The organism is Bacillus sp. VT 712, from assembly GCF_001614195.1.
GTDB classification, from domain to species: Bacteria; Bacillota; Bacilli; order Bacillales; family Bacillaceae_H; genus Priestia; species Priestia flexa.
Genome location: NZ_LWBK01000006.1, coordinates 58,288 through 81,879 on the forward strand (window position 1 = coordinate 58,288; position 23,592 = coordinate 81,879).

General features: G+C 37.4%; 23 protein-coding genes. 18 read left to right on the forward strand and 5 right to left on the reverse strand.

What is annotated here, in order from left to right:
- Positions 1–174 precede the first annotated feature (174 nt).
- On the reverse strand, positions 175–396 hold the full coding sequence (locus A2U94_RS04245) for a DeoR family transcriptional regulator (RefSeq protein WP_025909502.1): 222 nt from the start codon (positions 394–396) through the stop codon (positions 175–177).
- Positions 397–785: 389 nt separating this feature from the next.
- Here A2U94_RS04245 and pepV point away from each other — a divergent pair, with 389 nt between their 5' ends.
- On the forward strand, positions 786–2,189 hold the full coding sequence (pepV, locus tag A2U94_RS04250) for a dipeptidase PepV (RefSeq protein ID WP_062954427.1): 1,404 nt from the start codon (positions 786–788) through the stop codon (positions 2,187–2,189).
- A gap of 42 nt (positions 2,190–2,231) precedes the next feature.
- On the opposite strand, the gene cysK is transcribed toward pepV, so the two are convergent.
- Entirely contained in the window at positions 2,232–3,167 is a 936-nt protein-coding gene (gene cysK, locus A2U94_RS04255) for a cysteine synthase A (protein ID WP_025909500.1), read from the reverse strand.
- A 262-nt stretch (positions 3,168–3,429) separates the two neighbouring features.
- On the opposite strand from cysK, the gene A2U94_RS04260 reads away from it, so the two are divergent.
- The 3 genes from A2U94_RS04260 to A2U94_RS04270 all read left to right on the forward strand — a co-directional run bounded on the left by A2U94_RS04260 (position 3,430) and on the right by A2U94_RS04270 (position 7,598).
- The gene (locus A2U94_RS04260; RefSeq protein ID WP_025909499.1) at positions 3,430–4,377 is read left to right on the forward strand and encodes an NERD domain-containing protein; all 948 of its coding nucleotides are present in this window, start codon (positions 3,430–3,432) and stop codon (positions 4,375–4,377) included.
- 98 nt (positions 4,378–4,475) lie between these two features.
- Entirely contained in the window at positions 4,476–6,620 is a 2,145-nt protein-coding gene (gene pulA, locus A2U94_RS04265; protein WP_025909498.1) for a type I pullulanase, read from the forward strand.
- Positions 6,621–6,791: 171 nt separating this feature from the next.
- Complete coding sequence (locus A2U94_RS04270; RefSeq protein ID WP_373688728.1) at positions 6,792–7,598, forward strand: phosphotransferase family protein; 807 nt, start codon at positions 6,792–6,794, stop codon at positions 7,596–7,598.
- A 14-nt stretch (positions 7,599–7,612) separates the two neighbouring features.
- Here the strand turns inward: A2U94_RS04270 and A2U94_RS04275 are convergent, their stop codons facing one another.
- Complete coding sequence (locus tag A2U94_RS04275) at positions 7,613–7,891, reverse strand: YtzH-like family protein (protein ID WP_025909496.1); 279 nt, start codon at positions 7,889–7,891, stop codon at positions 7,613–7,615.
- A gap of 146 nt (positions 7,892–8,037) precedes the next feature.
- Between A2U94_RS04275 and trmB the strand changes: the two genes are divergently transcribed.
- Positions 8,038–8,685 carry a tRNA (guanosine(46)-N7)-methyltransferase TrmB gene (gene trmB / locus A2U94_RS04280; RefSeq protein WP_025909495.1) on the forward strand — a complete coding sequence of 216 codons (648 nt, stop codon included), beginning with the start codon at positions 8,038–8,040 and terminating at the stop codon, positions 8,683–8,685.
- A 295-nt stretch (positions 8,686–8,980) separates the two neighbouring features.
- Entirely contained in the window at positions 8,981–9,838 is an 858-nt protein-coding gene (locus A2U94_RS04285) for a YtnP family quorum-quenching lactonase (RefSeq protein WP_025909494.1), read from the forward strand.
- Here A2U94_RS04285 and A2U94_RS04290 read toward each other — a convergent pair.
- Positions 9,813–10,118 carry a PepSY domain-containing protein gene (locus A2U94_RS04290; RefSeq protein WP_025909493.1) on the reverse strand — a complete coding sequence of 102 codons (306 nt, stop codon included), beginning with the start codon at positions 10,116–10,118 and terminating at the stop codon, positions 9,813–9,815. The two genes, A2U94_RS04285 and A2U94_RS04290, sit on opposite strands and share 26 nt — an antisense overlap.
- A gap of 167 nt (positions 10,119–10,285) precedes the next feature.
- On the opposite strand from A2U94_RS04290, the gene A2U94_RS04295 reads away from it, so the two are divergent.
- From A2U94_RS04295 to murC, 8 genes are all read left to right on the forward strand, one after another.
- Positions 10,286–11,359 (forward strand): M42 family metallopeptidase, encoded by a 1,074-nt coding sequence (locus tag A2U94_RS04295; RefSeq protein ID WP_061785744.1) that lies wholly within the window; start codon positions 10,286–10,288, stop codon positions 11,357–11,359.
- A gap of 71 nt (positions 11,360–11,430) precedes the next feature.
- The gene (locus A2U94_RS04300) at positions 11,431–11,943 is read left to right on the forward strand and encodes a DUF84 family protein (RefSeq protein ID WP_025909491.1); all 513 of its coding nucleotides are present in this window, start codon (positions 11,431–11,433) and stop codon (positions 11,941–11,943) included.
- Positions 11,944–12,117: 174 nt separating this feature from the next.
- The gene (locus tag A2U94_RS04305) at positions 12,118–12,435 is read left to right on the forward strand and encodes a thioredoxin family protein (RefSeq protein WP_025909490.1); all 318 of its coding nucleotides are present in this window, start codon (positions 12,118–12,120) and stop codon (positions 12,433–12,435) included.
- An 80-nt stretch (positions 12,436–12,515) separates the two neighbouring features.
- Positions 12,516–13,319, forward strand: coding sequence for a DUF1444 domain-containing protein (locus A2U94_RS04310; protein WP_025909489.1), 804 nt, complete (start codon positions 12,516–12,518; stop codon positions 13,317–13,319).
- Between the two features lie 3 nt (positions 13,320–13,322).
- On the forward strand, positions 13,323–13,928 hold the full coding sequence (gene ytpR, locus A2U94_RS04315) for a YtpR family tRNA-binding protein (RefSeq protein WP_025909488.1): 606 nt from the start codon (positions 13,323–13,325) through the stop codon (positions 13,926–13,928).
- A gap of 297 nt (positions 13,929–14,225) precedes the next feature.
- A complete protein-coding gene (locus A2U94_RS04320; protein ID WP_064484028.1) occupies positions 14,226–16,910 on the forward strand; it encodes a DNA translocase FtsK in 2,685 nt (894 codons plus the stop codon).
- Between the two features lie 255 nt (positions 16,911–17,165).
- The gene (locus A2U94_RS04325) at positions 17,166–17,828 is read left to right on the forward strand and encodes a hypothetical protein (protein WP_025909486.1); all 663 of its coding nucleotides are present in this window, start codon (positions 17,166–17,168) and stop codon (positions 17,826–17,828) included.
- A gap of 169 nt (positions 17,829–17,997) precedes the next feature.
- Positions 17,998–19,296, forward strand: a complete 1,299-nt coding sequence (gene murC, locus A2U94_RS04330; protein ID WP_025909485.1) for a UDP-N-acetylmuramate--L-alanine ligase — start codon at positions 17,998–18,000, stop codon at positions 19,294–19,296.
- Between the two features lie 53 nt (positions 19,297–19,349).
- On the opposite strand, the gene A2U94_RS04335 is transcribed toward murC, so the two are convergent.
- Positions 19,350–20,465, reverse strand: a complete 1,116-nt coding sequence (locus A2U94_RS04335; protein WP_025909484.1) for an aminopeptidase — start codon at positions 20,463–20,465, stop codon at positions 19,350–19,352.
- Positions 20,466–20,719: 254 nt separating this feature from the next.
- Between A2U94_RS04335 and A2U94_RS04340 the strand changes: the two genes are divergently transcribed.
- The 4 genes from A2U94_RS04340 to A2U94_RS04355 all read left to right on the forward strand — a co-directional run bounded on the left by A2U94_RS04340 (position 20,720) and on the right by A2U94_RS04355 (position 23,417).
- Positions 20,720–21,211, forward strand: a complete 492-nt coding sequence (locus A2U94_RS04340; protein WP_025909483.1) for a DUF948 domain-containing protein — start codon at positions 20,720–20,722, stop codon at positions 21,209–21,211.
- Between the two features lie 22 nt (positions 21,212–21,233).
- On the forward strand, positions 21,234–21,674 hold the full coding sequence (locus A2U94_RS04345) for a YtxH domain-containing protein (protein WP_025909482.1): 441 nt from the start codon (positions 21,234–21,236) through the stop codon (positions 21,672–21,674).
- 121 nt (positions 21,675–21,795) lie between these two features.
- Positions 21,796–22,119 carry a bacillithiol system redox-active protein YtxJ gene (ytxJ, locus tag A2U94_RS04350; protein ID WP_025909481.1) on the forward strand — a complete coding sequence of 108 codons (324 nt, stop codon included), beginning with the start codon at positions 21,796–21,798 and terminating at the stop codon, positions 22,117–22,119.
- A 221-nt stretch (positions 22,120–22,340) separates the two neighbouring features.
- The gene (locus tag A2U94_RS04355) at positions 22,341–23,417 is read left to right on the forward strand and encodes a bifunctional 3-deoxy-7-phosphoheptulonate synthase/chorismate mutase (RefSeq protein ID WP_025909480.1); all 1,077 of its coding nucleotides are present in this window, start codon (positions 22,341–22,343) and stop codon (positions 23,415–23,417) included.
- Positions 23,418–23,592: the final 175 nt, after the last annotated feature.

Sequence of the window (23,592 nt, forward strand, 5' to 3'; positions counted from 1 at the left end):
AGAAAAAGGAACCTGTACATAAATTGGTTCCTTTTTGTTCACTCTACGCAAGTGAAACAATTCACGTTTAAATGCACTGAGGTAAAATCAGGCACTTAAAGATACTCAACACACAAGGCGAAAAAGTATGAGGAATCTTTATCTCTGTATATAAATACTTACCTTTGAAACTTACTAGGATGAAATCTTGACCTTCTTCTCTGTCGTCGTCCACGTACCACGACTTGGACTATGAACTAAATCATTGTATGCTAATACATTTAAATCACGCTGAATAGTTCTAGGGGTGATACCAAACTCATCAACAAGCTCTTGAGTAGTGACAGTTCCCTTTTTACTAATGAACATATAAACGGATTTGATACGCGTTAGCATTCGATTAGTTGAAGGTTTCAAAAAACCACTTCCTTATTCGTTTTTCGTAAGGCACAACTTCTTTATAACTTTGAGATGTCAAGCACTATTTAAGTCCTCAGTTATATTGTACACAAAAAATCATAAAAAATAAAAGGATAAAGCTTAATTTAATAATAAATTTACAAAAATTGTGATAAATGAGATAAATATATACTTTTTTGGCAGGTCTCCTTTCCTAAGTTATACATTATTTTTTAATGTATGCGAAATATAACAAAATAGACCTATTCAAGCATAAATTTAGAGAAAAGGTTACAACCCTTTACCCTTTTTCTAGCTAATTAAACACCTTAGAAGCTTTTTGAAAATAGGTGTGATAAAGTGGAAATAGTACAAATTGAATACTTCTACAATAATGGAGGATAACTATGGAAGCTATCAATTGGATGGAAGAAGTTAAAAAAAGAGAAAGCAATATCTTGGAAGAAACGAAGCGCTTTTTACAAATTAAAAGCGTCCTTGAAGAATCTGTAAAAGAAGATGAGCCATTTGGAGAAGGAGTAGCTAAAGCTCTTCATTTTTTATTAGATAAAGGAAATGATGATGGTTTTACGACTAAGAACGTAGATGGTTATGCAGGACATATTGAATTGGGAGAAGGAAAAGAATTAATAGGAATTTTATGTCACGTTGATGTCGTACCTGAAGGTGATGGTTGGTCTGTTGATCCATACGGTGCGGAAATTAAGGACGGAAAAATCTTTGCTCGCGGAGCGATTGATGATAAGGGACCAACAATAGCTGCTTATTACGCTATGAAAATTGTTAAAGAGCTAGGATTGCCGCTTTCTAAACGCGTACGTATGATTATCGGAACAGATGAAGAAAGCGATTGGAGATGTGTAGATCACTACTTTAAACATGAAGAAATGCCAACGATGGGCTTTGCTCCAGATGCTGACTTTCCTATCATTTACGCAGAAAAAGGGATTACGGATGTAGAGTTACACCAACAGGCGATTCAAGGAACAGATGGCGACTATGTACTAACATCGTTTGAATCTGGTCGTCGTTATAATATGGTACCTGACTATGCAAAAGCAGTTCTTACTGTAAAAGAAGAAGCAAACCTCGAAAAAACGTATGAGAAGTTCTTAAATAAACATCATGTAAAAGGTACAGTTGAAGTCAACAGCAACAAATATACCCTTACCTTAGAAGGGGTATCGGCCCACGGAAGTGTTCCTCAAAAAGGGAAAAATGCCGGGGTGTTGTTAGCAAGCTTTCTACATGAATTAGCATTAAATGAACAAGCAAGACAGTTCGTTACATATGTTAATCACTATTTTGTAGAGGATACAATTGGTGAAAGAATCGGTTTGCATATTCGAGACGATGTAACAGGTGATTTGACTGTAAACGTTGGTATTTTATCTTACACTCATGAGAAGGCTGGACAAATTGGTTTAAACATTCGGTACCCAGTTGCCGCTAGTATTGATACTATTATTTCTACAATTAAGAAGCAAAGGGAGACATATCAAATTTCTGTTAAGCATTTTTCAGATTCAAAACCGCATCATGTCGATCAAAAGCATAAGCTCATCCAAACGTTACAGCAAGTCTACCAAGAACAAACGGGAGAGGAACCAACGCTTATTTCCATTGGCGGAGGTACGTATGCACGAGCGCTAGAGGCCGGAGTAGCATTTGGTCCACTATTCCCTGGAAGAGAAGAAGTAGCTCATGAAAAAGATGAATATATGGTGGTCGAAGATCTATTGAAAGCAACAGCCATTTATGCACAAGCTATTTATGAGTTAGCTAAGTAAACGAAAAAGACGCTCAGCAGCATGAGCGCCTTTTTTGGTTTATTAGGAATCAAAAGAGAATAAATCGCTTGATAAGTAGCGTTCACCTGTATCACAGGCGATGCACACAACGACTTGGTCGGGGCTTAGCTTTTTAGCTACTTCAATGGCAGCATAGCAAGCTGCACCAGAGGATGGACCAACTAAAATCCCTTCTTCAGCTGCAAGTCTACGCGTAATATCATATGCTTCTTCATCTTTAATCTTTAAAATTTCATCATACACATTCACATTTAACGTATCAGGGATAAAGCCAGGGCTTGTTCCTACAAGTTTATGCTTTCCTGGTTTTCCACCTGATAAAACAGGAGAGCCAGCAGGTTCTACTACATGAACACTCATGTTTGGATAGCGCTCTTTTAGTACTTCACCAGTCCCTGTAATTGTGCCACCAGTTCCGGCTGTAGCAACAAATGCAGCCAATTCTTTATTTAAATCATCCATTGCTTCAATAATTTCTTTTGCCGTGGTGTGGCGGTGTGCGTCTGGATTAGCTTCGTTTTTAAACTGCATTGGCATAAAAGCATTTGGAATTTCTTTTGTTAATTCTTCAGCTTTACGAATAGCACCTGGCATTTTTTCATCTCCTGGTGTTAGCACAACTTCAGCCCCGTAAGCTTTTAATAAGTTAATACGTTCTTGCGTCATAGTATCTGGCATAACAAGAATTGAGCGATATCCTCTTGCAGCAGCATTCATAGCTAAGCCAATTCCAGTGTTGCCACTCGTTGGCTCAATTATAGTTGAATTTGGTTTTAAAAGGCCTGCTTCTTCAGCTTTAACAATCATATTAAAAGCAGCGCGATCTTTTACGCTTCTGCTGGGGTTGAAGAATTCTAGCTTTAAATAAACGGATGCACCGTCAGCTGGCTGAAGACGATTCAATTTAACAAGTGGAGTATCTCCTATTAAATCTGCCATGTTGTTAACAACTTTCATTTTAACCATCCTTTGCATCGATAGAATTAATGATCTTTTTTATCCTAGTATAGACAATAATAGCGTACAACTACACTTTTATCGCCGTAAAAAGAAGTGTTTTTTCTATCATAACATAATCTATCGCATTAGTAGGATAAAAGGGCTTAAGCTTACGGTTTCACTAAAAAGCTTTAATTACTAGTGGTATCTTTCTTTTAATGTTAGTAAAATTGAACAATAAAAACAATCTGGTATTTTTTAACGAGGAGAATGATTTGATATGGCGCAACTTATTAAGATACAAGACTATCTTTCACGCTATGAGCGAGATTTGTATCACTATTCCTCTCAATTTACACGCGTGAAACAACACAATTGGGAGAAAGCAAAGGATTATTTCTATAACGGAGAGGAAGAGGTTCAGTTAGATGATATAGACGAATCGCCGACTTCAGAACCATCGCTTTTTCGAAAGGTAAAATCCTTTTTTAAAAAAGATGAAGTAGCCGAAACAGATAAAGAATACATGGAGGTAGAAATAGAAAAAGAAGCAGAAGAAAACTTTGATGCCGAAAATCTCACTGCGTTTGTGACAGAACCTAAAAGCCTACAAGACCTAAAGGTATTGTTTTTAGAAAATGTTTTTCAAATGCAAATGAGGTGGGCGACGTCGACCTTATTTGAGCTTTCAAATGCAGATAAGCGATACTTTTATGATGAAAAGCTTCAATACTTTTTAAAAAGCTTTCCTGATACTTTTCTACTTATGTATAAGCCTGTCTTTTTAGTGAAAAAAGCGCCTGTTGAAGCAGAGGTTATTTTAATTACGCCTACTGAAACAATTTGTATTGCAATGGTTGAAGGGAAAAATGGCTCTGTTTTTCAGTATTCAAAAGAAAATTTTTGGACAGAGTTAATAGGGAAAGATAAAAAGAAAGTGTTAAATCCCGTGCTTGGGTTGAATAGAACAGAGCAACTCGTCAAAAGCCTTTATCAATCTCATAATATTGACCGACCTATTCGTAAAATATTACTGAGTCGCAATGGTTTCTTTGACTCTCCAACAGAACCGTATCAAATTGATTTTATTGATAAGCGGAACTATGAAGAATGGTTCTATAATTTAAGGCGTTTATCAGCACCCTTAAAATTCAATCAGCTTCAGGCAGCAGAGGCACTTTTAAAGCATAGTCAAAGCATTTATTTTGATCGAAGTGAGAATGAATAATTTTGATGTGAAATTTAGTATTTATCTAATAGAAAGTGCTTTCATTTCTCCGATTTGAACATATAATGCTCATAATAAGTTATGTAGGAGGAGAACAGATGGCTTATGATGATCAAAAATTTGAAGCATATTTAGATAAGATGGATATGGTTACCGTTCTTGTTCCTAAATCTTACTACGATGGAGAAGTGAATTCGCTTTGTTTAATGAGAGATGGCCAATCGCTTTCTTTAAAGCTAAAGGATAGAAAAGTATTACATGAGGCTATAAAATATGAATGCTACTGTCAAATAAAAATAGAGATTGGTGAAGAGTATCAAGTGGTAGAAGAACGTGGTGCCAAAGCAGATTTAAAGATAGGAGCTGTCATTCGCACTCCTGAATTCGATGATGCTTTTTTTTACAATGAATCGGACTTGGGTGTGGTTTTTACCAAGCAACATATTCAGCTGAAATTATGGGCACCGACTGCTACAGATGTGAAGGTAAAGCTTATCAATCCTAAAACGTTAAATAAAGAATATATTGGCATGGCTCGTATGAAAAAGGGAGTGTGGACAGCGATTTGTGGCCTTGAAAAAGAAGGGCATCACTATAGCTATGAGGTAACGGTCAACGGTGTTACGAGAGAAGCTGTTGATCCGTATGCAATAGCAGCATCAGCAAACAGTGAATACGGTGTGTTGGTGAATTTACACAAAACTAAGCAGCCGCCTGTGAAAAAGGCTCCGCTTCAAAAGCCCACGGATGCTATTATTTATGAAGTCCATATTCGTGATTTTACCATTCATCCTTCCAGTAACGTGTCCAATAAAGGAACATATGCAGGATTCACTGAGTCGTCAACAGAAAGCGGTGTAACAACAGGGTTAGCTTACTTAAAGGAACTTGGTATTACGCATTTGGAGCTCCTACCCGTTTATGACTTTGATGGCGTAGATGAACTGAAGCCTTTAGATACCTATAATTGGGGCTACAACCCACTCCTATTTAATGTGCCGGAAGGCAGCTATTCTTTGGAGCCAACAAATCCTATAGCTCGTATTCTAGAGCTAAAGCAACTTATTCGAGCGGTTCATGAGAATGATCTACGTGTTATACTCGATGTTGTCTATAACCATGTATATGTAAGGGAAGACTCTTCTTTTGAAAAGATTGTTCCAGGATATTACTTCCGGCATGATCAATTTGGAATGCCGTCCAATGGAACAGGTGTAGGAAATGATTTTGCTTCTGAGCGTAAGATGGCGCGTAAATTTATCGTTGACTCCGTCTTGTTTTGGGTCAAAGAATATGATGTTGATGGCTTTCGTTTTGATTTAATGGGAATTTTAGATATTGAAACGATGAATACGATTCGACAAAAGCTGTTTGAATATGATTCATCCATTTTGCTGTTTGGTGAAGGGTGGGATCTAAATACCCCTTTATCTTCAGAGCAAAAAGCAACAATCTATAACTCTGATAAAGTCCCACATATTGGGTTCTTTAATGATCGTTTTCGAGATTTTATCAAGGGAAGTACTTTTAACATCTATGATAAAGGTTTTATTTGTGGCAACACCCATCGAGTTGACGAAGTAAAGCAAGTAATGGCTGGCAGTGTTTCTTATCAAAAAGGAGAGAAGTATTTATTTGTTCAGCCTACCTCTTCGATAAACTATGTAGAATCACACGATAATCACACGCTGTGGGATAAATTGAGTAAGTGTAATTCACATGAAGAGAAACAAATTTTGCAAAAAAGGCAAAAGCTTGCAAGTGCAATGGTGTTATTAGCTCAAGGCATTCCTTTTCTACATGCAGGACAAGAATTTTATCGAACAAAACAAGGTGTTGAAAATAGCTATCGCTCACCGGATAGCATCAATCAATTTGATTGGGAGCAGCGGAAAATCTATAACAAGGATATAAAGTGGCTACAAGCAGTGATTCAGCTAAGAAAAGCGCACGGCGCATTTCGCTTTCATACAACCGAGCGAATTCGTAAGCATATGAAGTTCTTAGAATCGGTGCCAGAAATAGTTGCGTATGCTCTTGCCAATGTAGAAAAATACGGACCATGGAAGGATATCATTGTCGCGTTTAACCAAGACACATCAACTCATTATATTAACTTGCCACAGGGGAGTTGGAACGTCGTAATCGATGGAGAAAGCGCTTATCAGTATCCATTTCCAAAAGCCCTTTCAGGCGAAGCAGCGGTTCCTGCGGTTGGCGTTTTAGCATTATTTAAAACATAAGTGCTATTCTGCTACTTGACGAGAAAAGCGGGAAGAGGATAAAATTTATGAAGGATAGCTATTGGTATATGTCCGCAATAGCTGTCTTTTTTATTTAATAAAACAAATACACGTTGTTGATGATATAAATAGAAGTAAACATAACTTTAAATTTTTAATGAAATGTGTGTGTTGAAATTGAAGGTGAATTGGTTGGAACATATATTAGGAAGCGAATGGGAAGTGACTCCTGCTGGCGGTGCAACTGGAGATGCTTATTTCGCAAGGTTTCAAGACCGAAAGCTATTTCTGAAGCGCAATTCATCTCCTTTCCTAGCTGTTTTGTCAGCAGAAGGGATTGTTCCAAAGTTAGTTTGGACCAAACGAATGGAAAATGGAGATGTAATTACAGCTCAACACTGGCTAGATGGTCGAGAGTTAAAACCTCAAGATATGAACTCGGATAGCGTAACAGAACTGCTGAGTAAAATTCATCACTCTAAAGAGTTGTTGGATATGTTAAAAAGATTAGGGAAAGAGTCGTTATTACCACAAGACGTTCTACTCGATATTCGAGCAAATGTAGATTTGGACTTGCAGAAAGAACCAGTTGTTGAGCAAGGGATTCTGTATTTAGAGCGAGAAGTGGATTTCGTTCAGCCAGAGGAATATGTTGTTTGTCATTGCGATGTCAATCATAATAATTGGTTGCTAGGTGAGAATGAACAGCTATATTTAATCGATTGGGACGGAGCGATGATTGCTGATCCAGCTATTGACTTAGGCCTTCTGCTGTACTGGTACATTGATCCAGCAGAATGGAAGGGTTGGCTAGAAAAGTACGGTATTGCTTTAACAGATAGCTTGCAAAAGCGAATGAAGTGGTATGTTGTGAGTCAAAGTATTTTATTTGTACAATGGCATCGTACAAAGCAAGAATTACCAGAAATGAACTACTGGCTTAACTACTTAAAAGTATTGCTTGAAAATGAGAGTTAAGCCAGTAAGTTTAGTTAAGATAGACTAGATAGTTCTTCAACCCATTGGGATAAATTTTGTTTATTTGTTTCAATATGTTGATCGAGATGCGCCGCGCTTTTGGCAGTCTGTGTATACTCGCAAATGTTTTGAAGCGTGCGATACACTTGTTCATTAGCAGTTCCATTTGCTAGCATTGCTTGAGCTAAACGTTCAACTTGTTCGCATTCAGAGACTGTTCCACAGCAGTCAGTTTGGTGATTTGATAAGATGTCCTTTAAGATAGCCATTTGATGTTGAGCGTTTAAAGGCATAGTGCACCATCCTTTCTCGTATGATGCTTTTATTTTTTTCTTTATGAATACAATTATTCATACGAATGTCGGTTGTACAAAATAACCGACATTTTCCGTGTGGTTCAATTTTGATAATTTTTGATAATATAGATGAGGTGTGCAGTATGAGACTAAGAAATAAGCCTTGGGCAAAAGAGAAATTGGCACAGTATCCACAATATGCCGTTGGAAATCCTGCAGAACATAAGGGCAAATGGAACGAGGTATTTGGAAACGATAACCCAATTCATATTGAAGTTGGAACTGGAAAAGGTCAATTCCTACTTGGGATGGCTAAGCAAAATCCAAACATTAACTACCTTGGCATTGAGTTATATGAAAGTGTAATTGTTAGTGCGCTAGATCGCATAATTGAAGCAGAAGTACCGAATTTTAAACTGCTAAGCGTTGACGCAAAAGACCTAACGGAATATTTTGCTAAAGGTGATGTTGAGCGAGTATACTTAAACTTTTCAGATCCTTGGCCAAAAGTTCGTCATGCTAAAAGACGCTTAACGTACAAAACATTTTTAAATATCTATGAACAAATTTTAATCGATGGTGGAGAGATTCATTTTAAAACAGATAATCAAGGATTGTTTGAATACTCTTTAATGAGCTTTTCTGAATATGGCTTGTTATTAAAGTACGTAAGTTTAGATTTACATGCTAGTGACTTCGAAGGAAATATTATGACGGAGTATGAAGAAAAGTTTTCTCAAAAGGGAAGTCGTATTTATCGTTCAGAAGTTAAATACATGAATGAAAAATAATATCTATAAGGAGGCTGGGACATAAGTAATTCAGCCAATGATATACCTGAACGATTGAGAGTTCATAACTTTTAATCGTTCAGGTTTTTTGGTTGATTGTGAAAACAATGTTGGAAACAGGGTGGAATGGAACGTAGGATACTCGACTCCTGCGGGAAAGAGATGGGAACAGCTAGTGTTCGTCTTTTAGAAGCAATCATTTTGTTATGTCCCAAACTCTTTTTTGTTTAAAAAAGACTATAAAAACGTAAATAGGGAGTGATACAATAAATAGGAATATATGGGAGGTGTAAAAATGGAAACGTTAACAATAGGAGATGTGAGAGTTTCTTGGTTAAATGGTGGAGATAATCATCTTGACGGGGGAGCTATGTTTGGTGTTGTACCAAAAGAGCTTTGGTCTAAAAAATACCCTACTGCTTATGACAATCGTATCCCAATGAGAACAGATCCATTGCTAGTTCAAACTGGTAATGAAGTTATCTTAATTGATGCAGGCATAGGAAACGGAATGATTGAAGGTAAGCAAAAAAAACATTTTGGCATTACGGAAGAATCTAACGTAGAAACGGATTTAATGAAGCTGGGATTAACGCGACATGATGTAACAAAAGTAGCGATGACACATATGCACTTTGATCATGTAGCGGGACTAACAACGAGAAGTCAAGGGAAATTGGAGTCTACATTTCCAAACGCAGTTATTTATGTAAGCGACGTTGAATGGAACGAAATGCAAAACCCTAATATGCGTTCAAAAAATACGTATTGGAAGCAAAATTGGGAAGCTATTGAATCTCAAGTTGTGCCGTTTCATGATTCTCTTCAATTGCTCCCAGAATTTACGATGCATCACACAGGTGGGCATAGTGATGGACATTCTGTCATTGTCATTAGTAGTCAAGGCGAGCAGCTTGTGCATATGGGAGATCTATTACCAACTCATGCTCATCATAATGTGTTGTGGGTTATGGCCTATGACGATTTTCCAATGACATCTATTTCTCAAAAAGAAAAATGGCTTCAGTATGCATACAATCAAAATGCATGGCTTAGTTTTTACCACGATGCTTATTACCGAGCGATTAAGTGGGATACTAAAGGTCACATCATAAATGCAGTAAAGTTTAATCAATCTTTACTAAGTCAATAATGTTACCGCTACTTTTATCAATGAAGAATTCATATTGTTCCTGATTTCCATTGACAGAACGAGTAATACCACCAGAGTAACCTTCAAAAGCGAGGCCGTACCTGTTTATAACCTTGGTCGTCGTCTGAATCCAAGAGCCGTTAATGGGACCATTTCTTTTAAATGCTTGCTTTGCAATATGCAATGCTTCCATGGATGAAAGAGACGACTTTTTCTTTTGATATAGATAAGCGCTTGCAAAACCAACAGCAATGCCAGTTATGAGCTGCGTATACTTCATAATAATCACCTTCTTTTTTTAATAAAAACAAAAGTTCTTACTATAGTCCATTATACAAAAACATACTTTGATTGTTAAGCAATCCTCTTGGTTAAGGAAGAAAAATGGAAAGTATTTTGACTTTTCGCTACAATGAAAAGTAATGACATACATAAAGGAGACGAAAGATGAATTCAGAAACTTTATCATTATTTAAAACATTAACAGAACTTCCGGGTGCTCCAGGGCATGAGCATGCGGTAAGGTCTTTTATGAAATCACAAATGGAGCCTTTAACTGATGAAATTATTCAAGATGGACTTGGAAGTATTTTTGGAGTGAAAAAAAGCAATTCTTCAGGTCCAAAAGTAATGGTAGCTGGGCATATGGACGAAGTTGGATTTATGGTGACCGGTGTGACCGATAAAGGAATGCTTCGTTTCCAAACATTAGGCGGATGGTGGAGTCAAGTATTATTAGCTCAGCGCGTCGAGGTTATTACAAGAACGAAGAAGATTACAGGCGTTATTGCATCGATTCCTCCACATCTGTTAGAGGATGCGCAGCGTAATAAGCCGATGGCTATTAAAAACATGATGATTGACGTTGGAGCCGATTCCAAGCAAGAAGTTGCTGATATGGGGATTCGTCTTGGAGATCAGATTGTACCCATTTGTCCATTTACACCAATGGCTAACGAGAAAAAAATCTTAGCAAAAGCGTGGGATAATCGATACGGTTGTGGATTAGCAGTTGAGTTATTGAAAGAGGTAAAGGATGATAAGATTCCAAACATTCTATATGCTGGAGCAACTGTGCAAGAAGAAGTAGGTTTACGAGGTGCTCAATCTGCTGCAAATATGATTAAGCCGGATGTCTTTTATGCGCTAGATGCCAGCCCAGCGAATGATATGTCAGGAGATAAAAATGCATTTGGTCAGCTTGGAAAAGGTGTACTGCTTCGCATTTTTGATCGTACGATGGTAACGCATCGAGGTATTCGAGAGTTTATTCTAGATACAGCTGAGACCAACCGTATTCCATATCAGTATTTTGTGTCACCAGGTGGGACAGATGCTGGGCGCGTTCACACGTCTAACAGCGGTGTTCCATCAGCTGTAATTGGTATTTGTTCAAGATATATTCACACACATGCTTCCATGATTCACGTAGACGATTATGCTGCTGCAAAAGAACTATTGGTGAAGCTCGTGCGGGCAACAGACGAAACAACAGTAGCTACTCTTAAAGAGCAGGTGTAGTCTTAAAACAGTCGCTTGTAAAAAGCGATTGTTTTTTGTGTTAATTAAAAAACACGCAAAGGAGCAACGGAATGAACATTGCAATCGGAACGAAAAATCCAACTAAAGTAAATGCTGTTAAAAATGTATTTGGACAAGAGATGACATACTATTCATTTGATGTGCCTTCAGGTGTATCTAGCCAACCGTTTTCAGATGAAGAAACCATTCAAGGAGCTATTAATCGTTCAGAGAAAGTATGTAAAGATGAGATAGACTTAGGGATTGGATTAGAAGGGGGCGTAACAGAAACGGATTACGGCTTATTTTTGTGCAACTGGGGAGCTTTAAGTAGTCGGTCTCTTGAAAAGCCAATCATTGCGGGTGGTGCAAGAATTTTATTGCCTGAGGAAATTGCAAGGGTGTTAAAAGAAGAAAAAATTGAGTTAGCAGAAGCTATGGAACGCTTTACAAAAAAAGAAGATGTACGTTCAAATGAAGGAGCAATCGGTATATTCACATCAGAAATCCTTACCAGAACGGCTATGTTTGAGCAGGTTGTTCGTATGCTGTATGGTCAATATCTATTTCATCAAAACCGCTAAATAGGATATACTAACGTCTTATAATAGTAAAACGTTCTACATACTTGAAAGTAAGATACTTGCACCATCTGTTTGACTATGGTTTCATATGAGTGAATGTAAAATTAAATGAAGCATAAACCCAATGTCTTTTTGAATAGAAACGAGACATAAAACATAAAGGAGGAAATAAAAATGAAGAAAATGGAAAGTATTGGACAATATAATGAGGTTATTAAAGAAGGAAAGCACATCATGATGTTTTCAGCAGACTGGTGCCCAGATTGTCGTGTAATTGAACCGATTCTACCTGAAATAGAGCAAAAGTATAGTGAGTATACGTTTCATTATGTCGATCGAGATCAGTTTATTGATTTGTGCATTGAACTGAATATTTTTGGTATTCCAAGCTTTGTAGGATATAACAACGGTGAAGAAAGCGGACGTTTTGTAAGCAAAGATCGTAAAACGCAGGAAGAAATTGAACAATTTATTGAAAGTTTAAAAGGATAAGCTATCGCTAGGCCTGTTGTTTTAACAAGAGGCCTTATTTTAAGCTTCTTTTGGTGAAAAGGAGGGGTTTTTCAGTGAAGATGACAAGTGTTAAAATGAAAAAGTTAGTTCAAGATCGTTTGAAAGATGAAAATCTACGTTTTCAATTTGATCAAAAAAACGATACGCTAAGAATTGAGCATTCTGAAACAAAAAAAGGATTAACGGTTTCACTACCAGGGCTCATTGCGAAATGGGAAGAAAAAAAAGACGCAGCAGTAGACGAAATGATATATTATATAAGAGAAGCTGTGCGCGTAATGAATGATGAACAACAATTAGACTCAAAAGAAAAGAAGGTTCTTCCAGTTATTCGGTCTACCTCTTTTCCAACGAAAACAAACGAAGATGTTCCGCTCGTATATGATGATCATACGGCAGAAACAAGAGTTTATTATGCCTTAGATTTAGGTAATACGTATCGATTAATAGATGAAAAGCTTCTGCAAAAAGAAAAGCTTGATGTAACATCTATAAGGGAAATGGCAAAGTTTAATCTTCGTTCATTGCCAATTACATATAAAAAAGATACAGTTGCAGGCAATGATTTTTATTTTGTTAATGCCAATGACGGGTACGATGCGAGCCGGATTTTAAATGAATCTTTCTTACAAGAGTTTCAAGATAAAGTAAAAGGAACGCTCACAATTGCTGTGCCTCATCAGGATGTTTTAATTTTAGCAGATGTTCAAAATGAAACAGGCTATGATATATTAGCACAGATGAATATGAGCTTTTTTGCTAGTGGAAGAGTACCCATTACAGCACTCTCTTTCTTGTATGAAAACGGGCGTTTAGAACCGATTTTCATTTTAGGAAAAAATCGTAGTAAAGGACGGAGTTAAGGAATGAATATTTTTTACAACAAAGAAGGTATCGGTGATACGTTAATCGTATCTCTTCGAGACATTGAACTTTCAAACCGAACGTTTGAAACAAAAAAGAATGTAACGCGAATCTTTGATGAAAAATCAAATATTACTGCTGGCTATAATATTTTTGAAGCATCTACTGTTTTATCTTTTTCAGGGCATGGACCTATTAAGTTAACAGAAGAGCTAGTAGCGGAAGTAAACCGAGTTATTCAGGAAAGCGGATTTTCTGAATCGATTGAAGTAGACTTGTCTCCAAAATTTGTTGTGGGCTACGTTCAAGAAAAAGAGAAGCATCCAAATGCTGATAAATTGAATATTTGTAAAGTAGATGTTGGGACAGAGACGTTACAAATTGTGTGTGGCGCTCCAAATGTTGAGGCAGGACAAAAAGTTGTAGTGGCAAAAGTAGGCGCTGTTATGCCAAGTGGTCTTGTTATTAAAGATGCAGAACTTCGTGGCGTACCTTCTTCTGGTATGATCTGTTCTGCAAAAGAATTGGCTTTACCAAATGCTCCTCAAGAAAAAGGTATTTTAGTGTTGGAAGAAAGCGCAAAAGTAGGAGAAGAGTTCTCAGCCTAACTCTATATGATGCCAAAGTCGGATGTTGCTTTACACCTATGTTTCAAAGGATTACAGTTTGTGAAAAGCAATTGTCAATGGTTTTATAAATTTGATAAAATTAAAAGCTACTAGTAGTTCTAGTGGCTTTTTTGCATATTTCACAATATATCGGGTATCTAGTTAATAGATTTTATAGGAACCCTATTGGATACATGGTAAAATGAATGAGAGTGTATAAAAATTGAAAATTTTACAAGAAGCATACAGTTTTTTATAAATAGAAATACGACTGTTAAGGAAGAAAGAGTGATAAAAATGGGTTTTATGCGAAAAATGATGGATTATCTATTAGGTTATGAAGTAAAAGAAATTATAGTAGATGAAAAAGGTCGAGAAACAGAGATTCCATTAGATGAACCTAAGAAAGAAACAGAAATGAAGCAAAGGCCAGTTCAAGACACGGTCAATGAAAAAGCAGCTACTCCAAAGAAGAAAACGCCAGCCCGCTTACCGAGACAAGAAAAAGGGACAACCCATCAAGAATTAGAGGCAAAAGTAGCTTATCACTATCCAAAAGGTCAATTTCGCTTTCCGCTTATAGATGACAATCAATTTAATCGTTCAGATGATTCACCAAGGCGTGAAGTTCGTCGAAGAGAAAGGCCTGCTGAGAAATTGAAAAATGAACGAGAGCCTATACTGAAAAGTTATCAGTTGACTAAAGAAGAACCAACTTCTTTTCAACGTCCAGAATATGTGAAGCCAGTACAAGAAAAAAAGGCACCGGTCGCTTCTAAGCCGACTTCGCAAGTGAAAAAGCCGTTTCGTCCGACTGAAATCCCGTCACCCGTATATGGGTTTAATAAGCGTCCAGCTAACCATCATCTTTCTCAACAAAATTCAGAAGTGGTGGAATTTGAGCTTTCGAGCCCAGCTGGCATAAAGCCGACGCCTACTTATGAGTCTCTTCGAAAGGAAATACGTAACGAAAGAACATATGTAGAGCCTTTGGTGCGCAAAGAACAGCAAGAGGAAAGCAAGGAAATAGAAAAGGCAGAATCGTTTAGTGAACAGGTAAAAGATGCTTATGTCGAACCTCAACCAGTCCCTTCCTTACATATTGAAGACTTATCAGTGGAAGAAGTAGAGGAACCATCAACTCACTTTGAAGACCATGTGGATGTTGTAGAGTCTGAAGTAGTAGAGAAGCCGGAATCAATAGTGGAAAGTGTTCCAAAACAGGAAGAGCGGGAAGAGACTAATGGTGGCGAATTTGAGGAGACAAAAGGATATCACCCTTCAATTGAAGAAGAGCCGCAAGCATTCGCAGATGAGTCAGAAGCAACTAACCAAAAGACCGTATCGTCAAGTACAAGTTCATCAAATGGAGGGCGCAGGTTAGTTCCTTTTAATGTCATGATGTTAAAAAAGGATCGTGAAAAAGCCACTAAATCGTCATCTATAGAGCGTTTGAAAATGGAGGAAAAGCAAGAAGTACATGATGAAGAACCAATTCCTGCGCTACTTAAAGAAGAAATGCCGCCAATGGATTCTCAAGCAGAGTTGTCGTATCAATTTCCTTCTATGTCAATATTAGATGCACCCTTAATTGAAATGGAAGAAGATCATGATTGGGTACAAGAGCAAAGTGACCTGCTTGATATGACGCTAAATAATTTCAACGTTCGTGCTAAAGTAGTAAATGTGACGAAAGGTCCAACCGTTACACGATTTGAAGTTCAGCCAGAGCCAGGCGTTAAGGTAAATAAAATAACAAATTTAACAGATGATATCAAACTGAGTTTAGCAGCAAGAGATATTCGGATTGAGGCGCCAATACCAGGTAAAAATACAATTGGTATTGAAGTGCCCAATCAACAAAGTAAGCCGGTTTTACTTAGCGAAATAGTAACTGACCCAGCGTTTACACAAAATAAATCACCGTTAACAGTTGCACTGGGCTTAGATATTTCAGGTGCTCCTGTCGTAACAGACTTGAATAAAATGCCCCACGGACTAATTGCAGGGGCCACAGGCTCAGGAAAAAGCGTATGCATTAACACAATTATTGTAAGCTTGCTCTATAAAGCAGCCCCTCACGAGGTAAAGCTGATGCTTATCGACCCAAAGATGGTTGAGTTAGCTCCTTATAACGGCATTCCACACTTAGTAAGCCCTGTTATTACGGATGCTAAAGCTGCAACATCAGCTTTAAAATGGGCTGTAGAAGAAATGGAGCGTCGCTATGAGCTGTTTGCGCATACAGGTGTGCGTGATATTACACGCTATAATGAAAAAGTAGAAGAGCATAGCGAAAAAAGCGGTAAGCTTCCATATCTCGTCATTATTATTGATGAGCTGGCAGACTTAATGATGGTATCGCCTGGTGAAGTAGAAGAAGCGATTTGTCGTATAGCTCAAAAAGCAAGAGCATGCGGTATTCATTTGCTTCTAGCAACGCAAAGACCTTCTGTTGACGTTATCACGGGTCTTATTAAAGCGAATGTCCCAACTCGCGTAGCCTTTTCAGTCTCTTCTCAAGTGGATTCTCGCACCATCATTGATACAGGTGGAGCGGAGAAGCTACTTGGTAAAGGAGACATGTTATTACTAGAAAACGGTTCGTCTAAAACGGTTCGAGTTCAAGGTAATTTTGTATCAGATGAAGAGATTGATCGTGTCGTAGATCATGTAAAATCGCAAATGAAGCCAACCTATTTATTCGATCAGCAGGAGCTGTTAAAAAAACAGCAGACGTTTTCAACACAGGAAGATGATGAATTATTCTATGAGGCGTGTGAGTTTGCTCTAAACCAGGACGGTGCTTCAGCATCAAGCCTGCAACGCCGCTTCCGTATTGGTTATAACCGCGCTGCAAGATTAATTGATATGATGGAGCAGCAAGGAATTATCTCAGAGGCAAAAGGAAGTAAGCCAAGAGACGTGCTGATTACAGAAGATGAACTGCATGAACTTGAAAATAAAACGGCCAGCTATTAAAGTAAAGACCTGGCTTGCTACGGCTATTTTAGCAAAGTAGCTTAAGCCAGGTCTTTATGTATGTAACAAGATTAGGTTATTTTGGAAGTGCGGGAACAGAGATAAAGGTTTGTCAGATTACAAAAAATGATTTAGTATATGTAGGGGTAACATTTCATTGTTTTTTCCAGTTTGATTTGGAAAGCATAACTAGTAATGAGGACGTCAGCTCACAAGCGATATGATACGGCTCCTCGATAATGAGTGTGAGAGGCAATGGCGAATAACCATCAAGACATTATCGATTTAATTGAAATTCGGAAAGAAAAACAATCCCAAACGGATGATGCTATTCAATCCTTTTATGATGAATATGTTTTGTTTGTGATGCGGTATACAAATATTCGAGAAAAAGTGAGAGCGGCTCACCTTTTTCGTGAGCGTACAGGACTTTCGCAGGAACAAATGCAGCTAAGCGACAAAGAGTATTTATTTCAACATTGGTTTGCATTTGATTATGTTACAATTCAAGGCCGAACATTGTTGCAGCAGTTTATAAGTGAAAAAGCAGCTACACGAAATGAAACATTTTTAATTCAAAGTGCTTTGTTTTTAACAAGTGTATTAGAGCCGATTATTGTATCAAAAGTATGTGAGTCTTTTTACGTAAAAGGATATAGTCCATTGACAAACAAGCAGGTTATCATCAAAGATGTAAAAGGAAGGTTTAAGAACACAGATGTTGAAAAAGTATTATGGGTTCGGAAAATAAAGTCACTCGGTTATGACGTATTAGTAGGCTCTTACTTTATACAAGCAGAAGCTAGTATGGAGAAGCTACATCAATCACTGAATCAAAATGAAAAACTCACTTGGAGACAATTTTTAAAAAGATATGCGGTTGCCTATTTGACTGAGGTCCGAGTCTTTCAAAAATAGCCAAAAGTCAAGGCTCTCAAAGCCTGTTGAGAAATTTGCAGAAGTGATATAATATGCAGCTGTTGTCATTTTACACAAACAAATGCGAAGAATGACATGTTTGTAAGAGCAATTATTGATAACCGTCATATACTGTCTTACAGATAGACGAATGTTGGAGGTTCTTTATATGACAGTTTACCATTTTGTAGGTATTAAAGGAACAGGGATGAGTGCGTTGGCACAAATTTTAAATGATACGGGCTTTCAAGTTCAAGGTTCGGATATTGAAAAAGAAATCTTTACACAGAAAGCATTAGAAGAGCAGGGGATTCCTGTTCTACCTTTTAATAAAGAAAACATTAAAGAAGGTATGATTGTAATTGCTGGAAATGCGTTTCCTGATACGCATGAGGAAATTGCAGAAGCGATGAAGCGCGATCTACCTGTTGTACGTTATCACCGTTTTTTAGGTGATTATATGAAACAGTTTACAAGTATCGCTGTTACAGGTGCTCATGGTAAAACATCGACCACTGGTATGCTAGCCCATGTTATTCAAGGCGCTGAACCAACTTCATATTTAATTGGAGATGGTACAGGAAAAGGTGTAAAAGATAGCAAATACTTTGCATTTGAAGCTTGTGAATACCGCCGTCACTTTTTATCATATACGCCAGATTATGCAATCATGACGAATATTGATTTTGATCACCCAGATTATTTTGCGAACATTGAAGATGTATTCAGTGCGTTTCAAGAAATGGGCTTACAGGTGAAAAAAGGTATTATTGCCTGTGGCGATGACGAGCATCTTCAGCAAATCCAAGCAAAAGTACCAGTTTTATATTATGGATTAGGTGAAGAAAACGATTTTCAAGCTCGCAATATCGTGAAAAGTACAGCTGGAACAGCATTTGATGTGTTTGTACGCAATACGTTCTTTGCATCATTTGAAATTCCTGGATACGGAGACCATAATATTTTGAATGCTCTATCAGTAATTGCACTATGTCATTATGAAGATATCCCGGTAGCTGTGTTACAAGAGCGGTTTAAGACATACCAAGGTGTAAAGCGACGCTTTAGTGAAAAAAGTGTTGGAAAGCAAGTATTAATTGACGATTACGCGCACCATCCAACTGAGATTAACGCAACAATTTCAGCAGCTCGTCAGAAGTATCCAAATCGAGAAGTAGTTGCTGTATTCCAACCTCATACATTCACAAGAACACAAACGTTTTTAGAGGATTTTGCTACAAGTTTACAGCATGCAGATAAGGTATATTTATGCGATATCTTTGGCTCAGCTCGTGAACAGCAAGGCAAGCTTTCAATTGAAGATTTGCGTAGCAAAATTAATGGAGCAGAGCTTATTGATGAACAAACGATTGAAACATTAAAAGGTCACAATGAAGCAGTTCTTGTATTTATGGGAGCTGGAGATATTCAAAAGTTTGAAGAACTATATCAAAAAACAGTTTCATAATAAAAAAGCTCAGATTAGCTAATCTGAGCTTTTTTGATTGCTTAAATACTTGATTATTTTAAATTCTCTGGATTTAATCCTTTTAATTCTTCTAATACAAAAAGACCGTCCTTACGAATTAACACATCATCAAAGTAAATTTCTCCACCGCCGTATTCAGGGCGTTGTATCATAACCATATCCCAGTGAATGTTTGACTTATTTCCGTTGTACGCATCTTCATAACATTCACCCGGTGTAAAGTGGAAGCTTCCATCAATTTTTTCATCAAATAAAATATCTTGCATCGGATGTTGGATATATGGGTTTACACCAATAGCAAACTCTCCTACAAAGCGAGCACCCTCATCTGTATTAAAAATCTCATTGATACGCTCTGTATCGTTTGCTGTTGCTTCAACAATTTTTCCATTTTCAAACGTCAGCGTTACGTTTTCAAACGTAAATCCTTGATATGGTGAAGGGGTATTATAGGCAATTGTTCCGTTTACTGAATCACGGACGGGAGCTGTGTAGACTTCTCCATCTGGAATGTTCATTTCACCAGCACATTTTACGGCAGGAATATCTTTAATAGAGAAGGTTAAATCAGTCCCTTTTCCTGTTAAACGAACCTTGTCCGTACGATTCATTAGGTCAACAAGTGAATCCATTGCTTTACTCATTTTGCTGTAATCTAAGTTACATACATCAAAGTAAAAGTCTTCAAATGCTTCTGTGCTCATTTTAGCTAGCTGAGCCATTGCATCATTTGGGTAGCGTAAGACGACCCATTTCGTTTTTGGTACACGAATATCACGGTGAACCTTTTTACCGATTGTATTTCCATGAATACGCATTTTATCTCCTGGCACATCAGATTGTTCAAAGATATTGGAACCTGAACGTAATCCAATATAAGCGTCCATTTCCTTCATCACGTTTGCTTCAAAGTTAGCCATCATGCTATATTGTTCTTCTTGTGCACCTTGAAGGAGAGCACGGTCTACCGTATGATCTTTTAATGAAACAAATGGGTACCCACCTGCAGCATATGCCTCTGCTACCAGTGCAGTTACAAGTTCACGCTGCAAGCCAAAGTTTTCAATTAAAACCTTTTCGCCTTTTTGAAGACGAACGGAGTAATTAATTAAATTATGGGCTAAAGTTTGAATTCTAGGATCTTTCATATGTATCCCTCCTTTAAAATAAGCGACAAATGCCACTTCCTTATTGTAACCGATTATTTATTTTTTGTTGATGAATAAAGGGTATTTTAGTTATACTTTCCAAAAGATAAGGCGATAAATAATAAAAGTTTAAGAAAATGAGGAAGATAGTGTATGATAAGGATAAACAATTCCAATTTCTAATCGGATGTTTAAACTGTCTTAAAATTGGGAATGTATTTATATCAACAATATGAACGAGGAGGGGATTAAATATGATTCTTATTTTATATTTAAGCGCTGCAGTAGTCGCTATTGCGATTTTCTATCTTGTTGTTTCAGTATCAAAGACGCTTCGTTCTGTACAACAAACGCTTACTTCTGTGGCAGGAACGCTCGATGGTCTGGAAAAACAAATGACAGGTATTACAACGGAAACAACCGCACTCTTACATAAAACTAATTTATTAGCAGAAGATATCCAACGGAAATCAGAAGCTTTAAATACCGTAGTTGACTCGGTAAAAGGTGTTGGGGACTCAATTCATGATTTAAACAAATCTTTAAAGAACGTCTCTACTAGCGTCTCGCAAAAGGTGGAAGAAAATAAAGAGACCGTTGCGCAAGTTGTTCAATGGAGCAATGTAGCAATGGATGTATGGGAACGACTGAAAGCAAGAAGAAAGCCTGTTCAACAATCTACTGTTGATTCGACTGCTACTGAGTTAGCTAAACCATCACAAAAGCGCTCAAGATCTTATTCTTAAAAGTATACTGGAGGAGAAAGCAATGGCAAATAATCAATCAACAAATAAAGACTTTTTATTAGGAACGATTATTGGAGGAGTAGTAGGAGCAGCGACTGCTTTATTGTTAGCTCCGAAAGCAGGTAAAGAACTAAGAGCGGATTTAAATGAACAAGCGGCTTATGTTCGTTTAAAAACAGAGCAAGTAAAAAATAATGCTGTTGAAAAAGGACAAGAATTCGCTCAAACTGCTAAAGTAAAAACAGCGGACTTGTCCCAAACTATTTCAGAGCAATCATCACAAGTCGTAGATAAAGTGAAAAACTTCAGAAAAGCTGATCAGCATGAAGATAATTTACCCCCAACAAGCCTTGAGGTACTCGCTGATGAAGTAGAGTCTCAAAGTAATGAAGACTTTCAGCAAAAACTAACGGAAGCCCAAGAAGCGTTAGATGACGTCGAAAGCAATATCAACCGTCCTTAAATGTGCTAGTAAGCGTTCATCTCATTGAACGCTTTTTTTGTGACTATCCAATGTGCCAATTTATTGTGAATGAGTAATTGAGAAGGTAAAATAAAGAAAAAAACTTAAAAGGATGATGGAAATGAAGAAAATTATAAGCGTAGAAGAGTTTAATGAAGTAGTCAATGAAAATGAATCATTTCTATTTTTAAAGCATAGTACAACTTGTCCGATTAGTGGCGCCGGTCATGAAGCATTCTCAAATTATGTAAACAATCAAAACTCAGTGAAAGCATACTATTTACACGTGCAAGAAGCACGCCCGCTATCAAACTATATTGCTGAGACATATGGTGTTAAACATGAATCACCACAAGCACTTTTCTTTGAAGATGGTAAAGTGAAGTGGGACATTTCACATTGGAAGATTACTGAAGAAGAACTAAGTAAAAGAGTAAGTAAATAAAAGAAGTGGAAAAAGCTTGCGTGATGATTATTTGCGCAAGCTTTCGTTTATTGTGCTTCAGCTTATTTTCGTATAAAATGAATAGTAACTTAGTCTTTCTCCTCTCTCTATATCCTCCTAGATCAACAGATTCTTCAAAGGACTTCTGTGTCTTTGCTATTTCTGGCAGAGAGATAAACAAGTGAATATTGATTACCGTAAAGGTGGAAGGGTGGAACCAAATGGCGAAACAAGATTTACAGCAACTACGTTCTCAAATCGATGAACTGAACCTACAGCTACTAAAAGTTATTAATGAAAGAGGAATGCTCGTTCAGGAAGTTGGTAAGCTAAAAGGGGTACAAGGAACGAATCGTTTTGATCCCGTTCGTGAAAGGGTAATGCTTGATTTAATCGTTGAGAAAAATGAAGGGCCATTTGAAACATCTACTTTGCAGCATATTTTCAAAGAAATTTTTAAAGCGAACCTTGAGCTTCAAGAAGATGACCATAGAAAAGCGCTTCTTGTCTCAAGAAAGAAAAAGCCAGATAATACAATTGTCATGGTAAAAGGAGAAGCAATTGGCGATGGTAGTCAGCGGTTTATTGCGGGCCCTTGTGCAGTGGAAAGCTATGAACAAGTTGCTGAGGTGGCAAAAGTAGTTAAGCAGCAAGGAATTAAGCTTCTTCGAGGTGGAGCTTATAAGCCTAGAACATCACCATATGACTTTCAAGGGTTGGGGTTAGAAGGTCTGAAGATTTTAAAGCAAGCTGCTGATGAGTACGATTTAGCCGTTATTAGTGAAATTGTGACCCCTGGTGATATTGAAACAGCACTTGATTATGTAGACGTTATTCAAATTGGCGCACGAAACATGCAAAACTTTGAATTACTAAAAGCAGCAGGAAGCGTGAATAAGCCTGTATTACTAAAAAGGGGTTTAGCTGCTACAATCGATGAATTTATTAATGCTGCTGAATACATTATGTCAAAAGGAAATGGTCAAATTATCTTATGTGAACGCGGGATTCGGACATATGAGCGAGCAACTCGCAACACATTAGATATTTCAGCTGTTCCAATCTTGAAAAAAGAAACTCATTTACCAGTTCTTGTAGATGTTACGCATTCCACAGGTCGAAGAGATTTACTGCTCCCAACTGCCAAAGCAGCGCTCGCAATTGGAGCTGATGGAGTAATGGCAGAAGTTCATCCAGACCCTGCTGTTGCACTATCGGATTCTGCGCAGCAGATGAATATCCCTCAATTTAATGAATTTATGAGTAAGTTAAAGCCACTTTGTAACCGAAATTTATAAATGAGAAGCCTGAAACTCATGTTTCGGGCTTCTTTTACGAAAAACTGTGCTGTCATAGATAGAAAAAAAGCAATAATGTTGCATCTTTACAATAAGTTTGCTAAAAATAGGAAATGATAAAAAGGCAGAATCATTTTTTGAAAATCTGGTGAAATTTGTCGGAAAAAGGCACTAA

Excerpts from the sequence above, each read along its gene's own strand:
- pepV (WP_062954427.1), top strand. The coding sequence starts at position 786 with ATGGAAGCTATCAATTGGATGGAAGAAGTTAAAAAAAGAGAAAGCAAT.
- cysK (WP_025909500.1), bottom strand. The coding sequence starts at position 3,167 with ATGAAAGTTGTTAACAACATGGCAGATTTAATAGGAGATACTCCACTT.
- A2U94_RS04260 (WP_025909499.1), top strand. The coding sequence starts at position 3,430 with ATGGCGCAACTTATTAAGATACAAGACTATCTTTCACGCTATGAGCGA.
- pulA (WP_025909498.1), top strand. The coding sequence starts at position 4,476 with ATGGCTTATGATGATCAAAAATTTGAAGCATATTTAGATAAGATGGAT.
- A2U94_RS04275 (WP_025909496.1), bottom strand. The coding sequence starts at position 7,891 with ATGCCTTTAAACGCTCAACATCAAATGGCTATCTTAAAGGACATCTTA.
- trmB (WP_025909495.1), top strand. The coding sequence starts at position 8,038 with ATGAGACTAAGAAATAAGCCTTGGGCAAAAGAGAAATTGGCACAGTAT.
- A2U94_RS04285 (WP_025909494.1), top strand. The coding sequence starts at position 8,981 with ATGGAAACGTTAACAATAGGAGATGTGAGAGTTTCTTGGTTAAATGGT.
- A2U94_RS04290 (WP_025909493.1), bottom strand. The coding sequence starts at position 10,118 with ATGAAGTATACGCAGCTCATAACTGGCATTGCTGTTGGTTTTGCAAGC.
- A2U94_RS04295 (WP_061785744.1), top strand. The coding sequence starts at position 10,286 with ATGAATTCAGAAACTTTATCATTATTTAAAACATTAACAGAACTTCCG.
- A2U94_RS04300 (WP_025909491.1), top strand. The coding sequence starts at position 11,431 with ATGAACATTGCAATCGGAACGAAAAATCCAACTAAAGTAAATGCTGTT.
- A2U94_RS04305 (WP_025909490.1), top strand. The coding sequence starts at position 12,118 with ATGAAGAAAATGGAAAGTATTGGACAATATAATGAGGTTATTAAAGAA.
- A2U94_RS04310 (WP_025909489.1), top strand. The coding sequence starts at position 12,516 with ATGACAAGTGTTAAAATGAAAAAGTTAGTTCAAGATCGTTTGAAAGAT.
- ytpR (WP_025909488.1), top strand. The coding sequence starts at position 13,323 with ATGAATATTTTTTACAACAAAGAAGGTATCGGTGATACGTTAATCGTA.
- A2U94_RS04320 (WP_064484028.1), top strand. The coding sequence starts at position 14,226 with ATGGGTTTTATGCGAAAAATGATGGATTATCTATTAGGTTATGAAGTA.
- A2U94_RS04325 (WP_025909486.1), top strand. The coding sequence starts at position 17,166 with ATGGCGAATAACCATCAAGACATTATCGATTTAATTGAAATTCGGAAA.
- murC (WP_025909485.1), top strand. The coding sequence starts at position 17,998 with ATGACAGTTTACCATTTTGTAGGTATTAAAGGAACAGGGATGAGTGCG.
- A2U94_RS04335 (WP_025909484.1), bottom strand. The coding sequence starts at position 20,465 with ATGAAAGATCCTAGAATTCAAACTTTAGCCCATAATTTAATTAATTAC.
- A2U94_RS04340 (WP_025909483.1), top strand. The coding sequence starts at position 20,720 with ATGATTCTTATTTTATATTTAAGCGCTGCAGTAGTCGCTATTGCGATT.
- A2U94_RS04345 (WP_025909482.1), top strand. The coding sequence starts at position 21,234 with ATGGCAAATAATCAATCAACAAATAAAGACTTTTTATTAGGAACGATT.
- ytxJ (WP_025909481.1), top strand. The coding sequence starts at position 21,796 with ATGAAGAAAATTATAAGCGTAGAAGAGTTTAATGAAGTAGTCAATGAA.
- A2U94_RS04355 (WP_025909480.1), top strand. The coding sequence starts at position 22,341 with ATGGCGAAACAAGATTTACAGCAACTACGTTCTCAAATCGATGAACTG.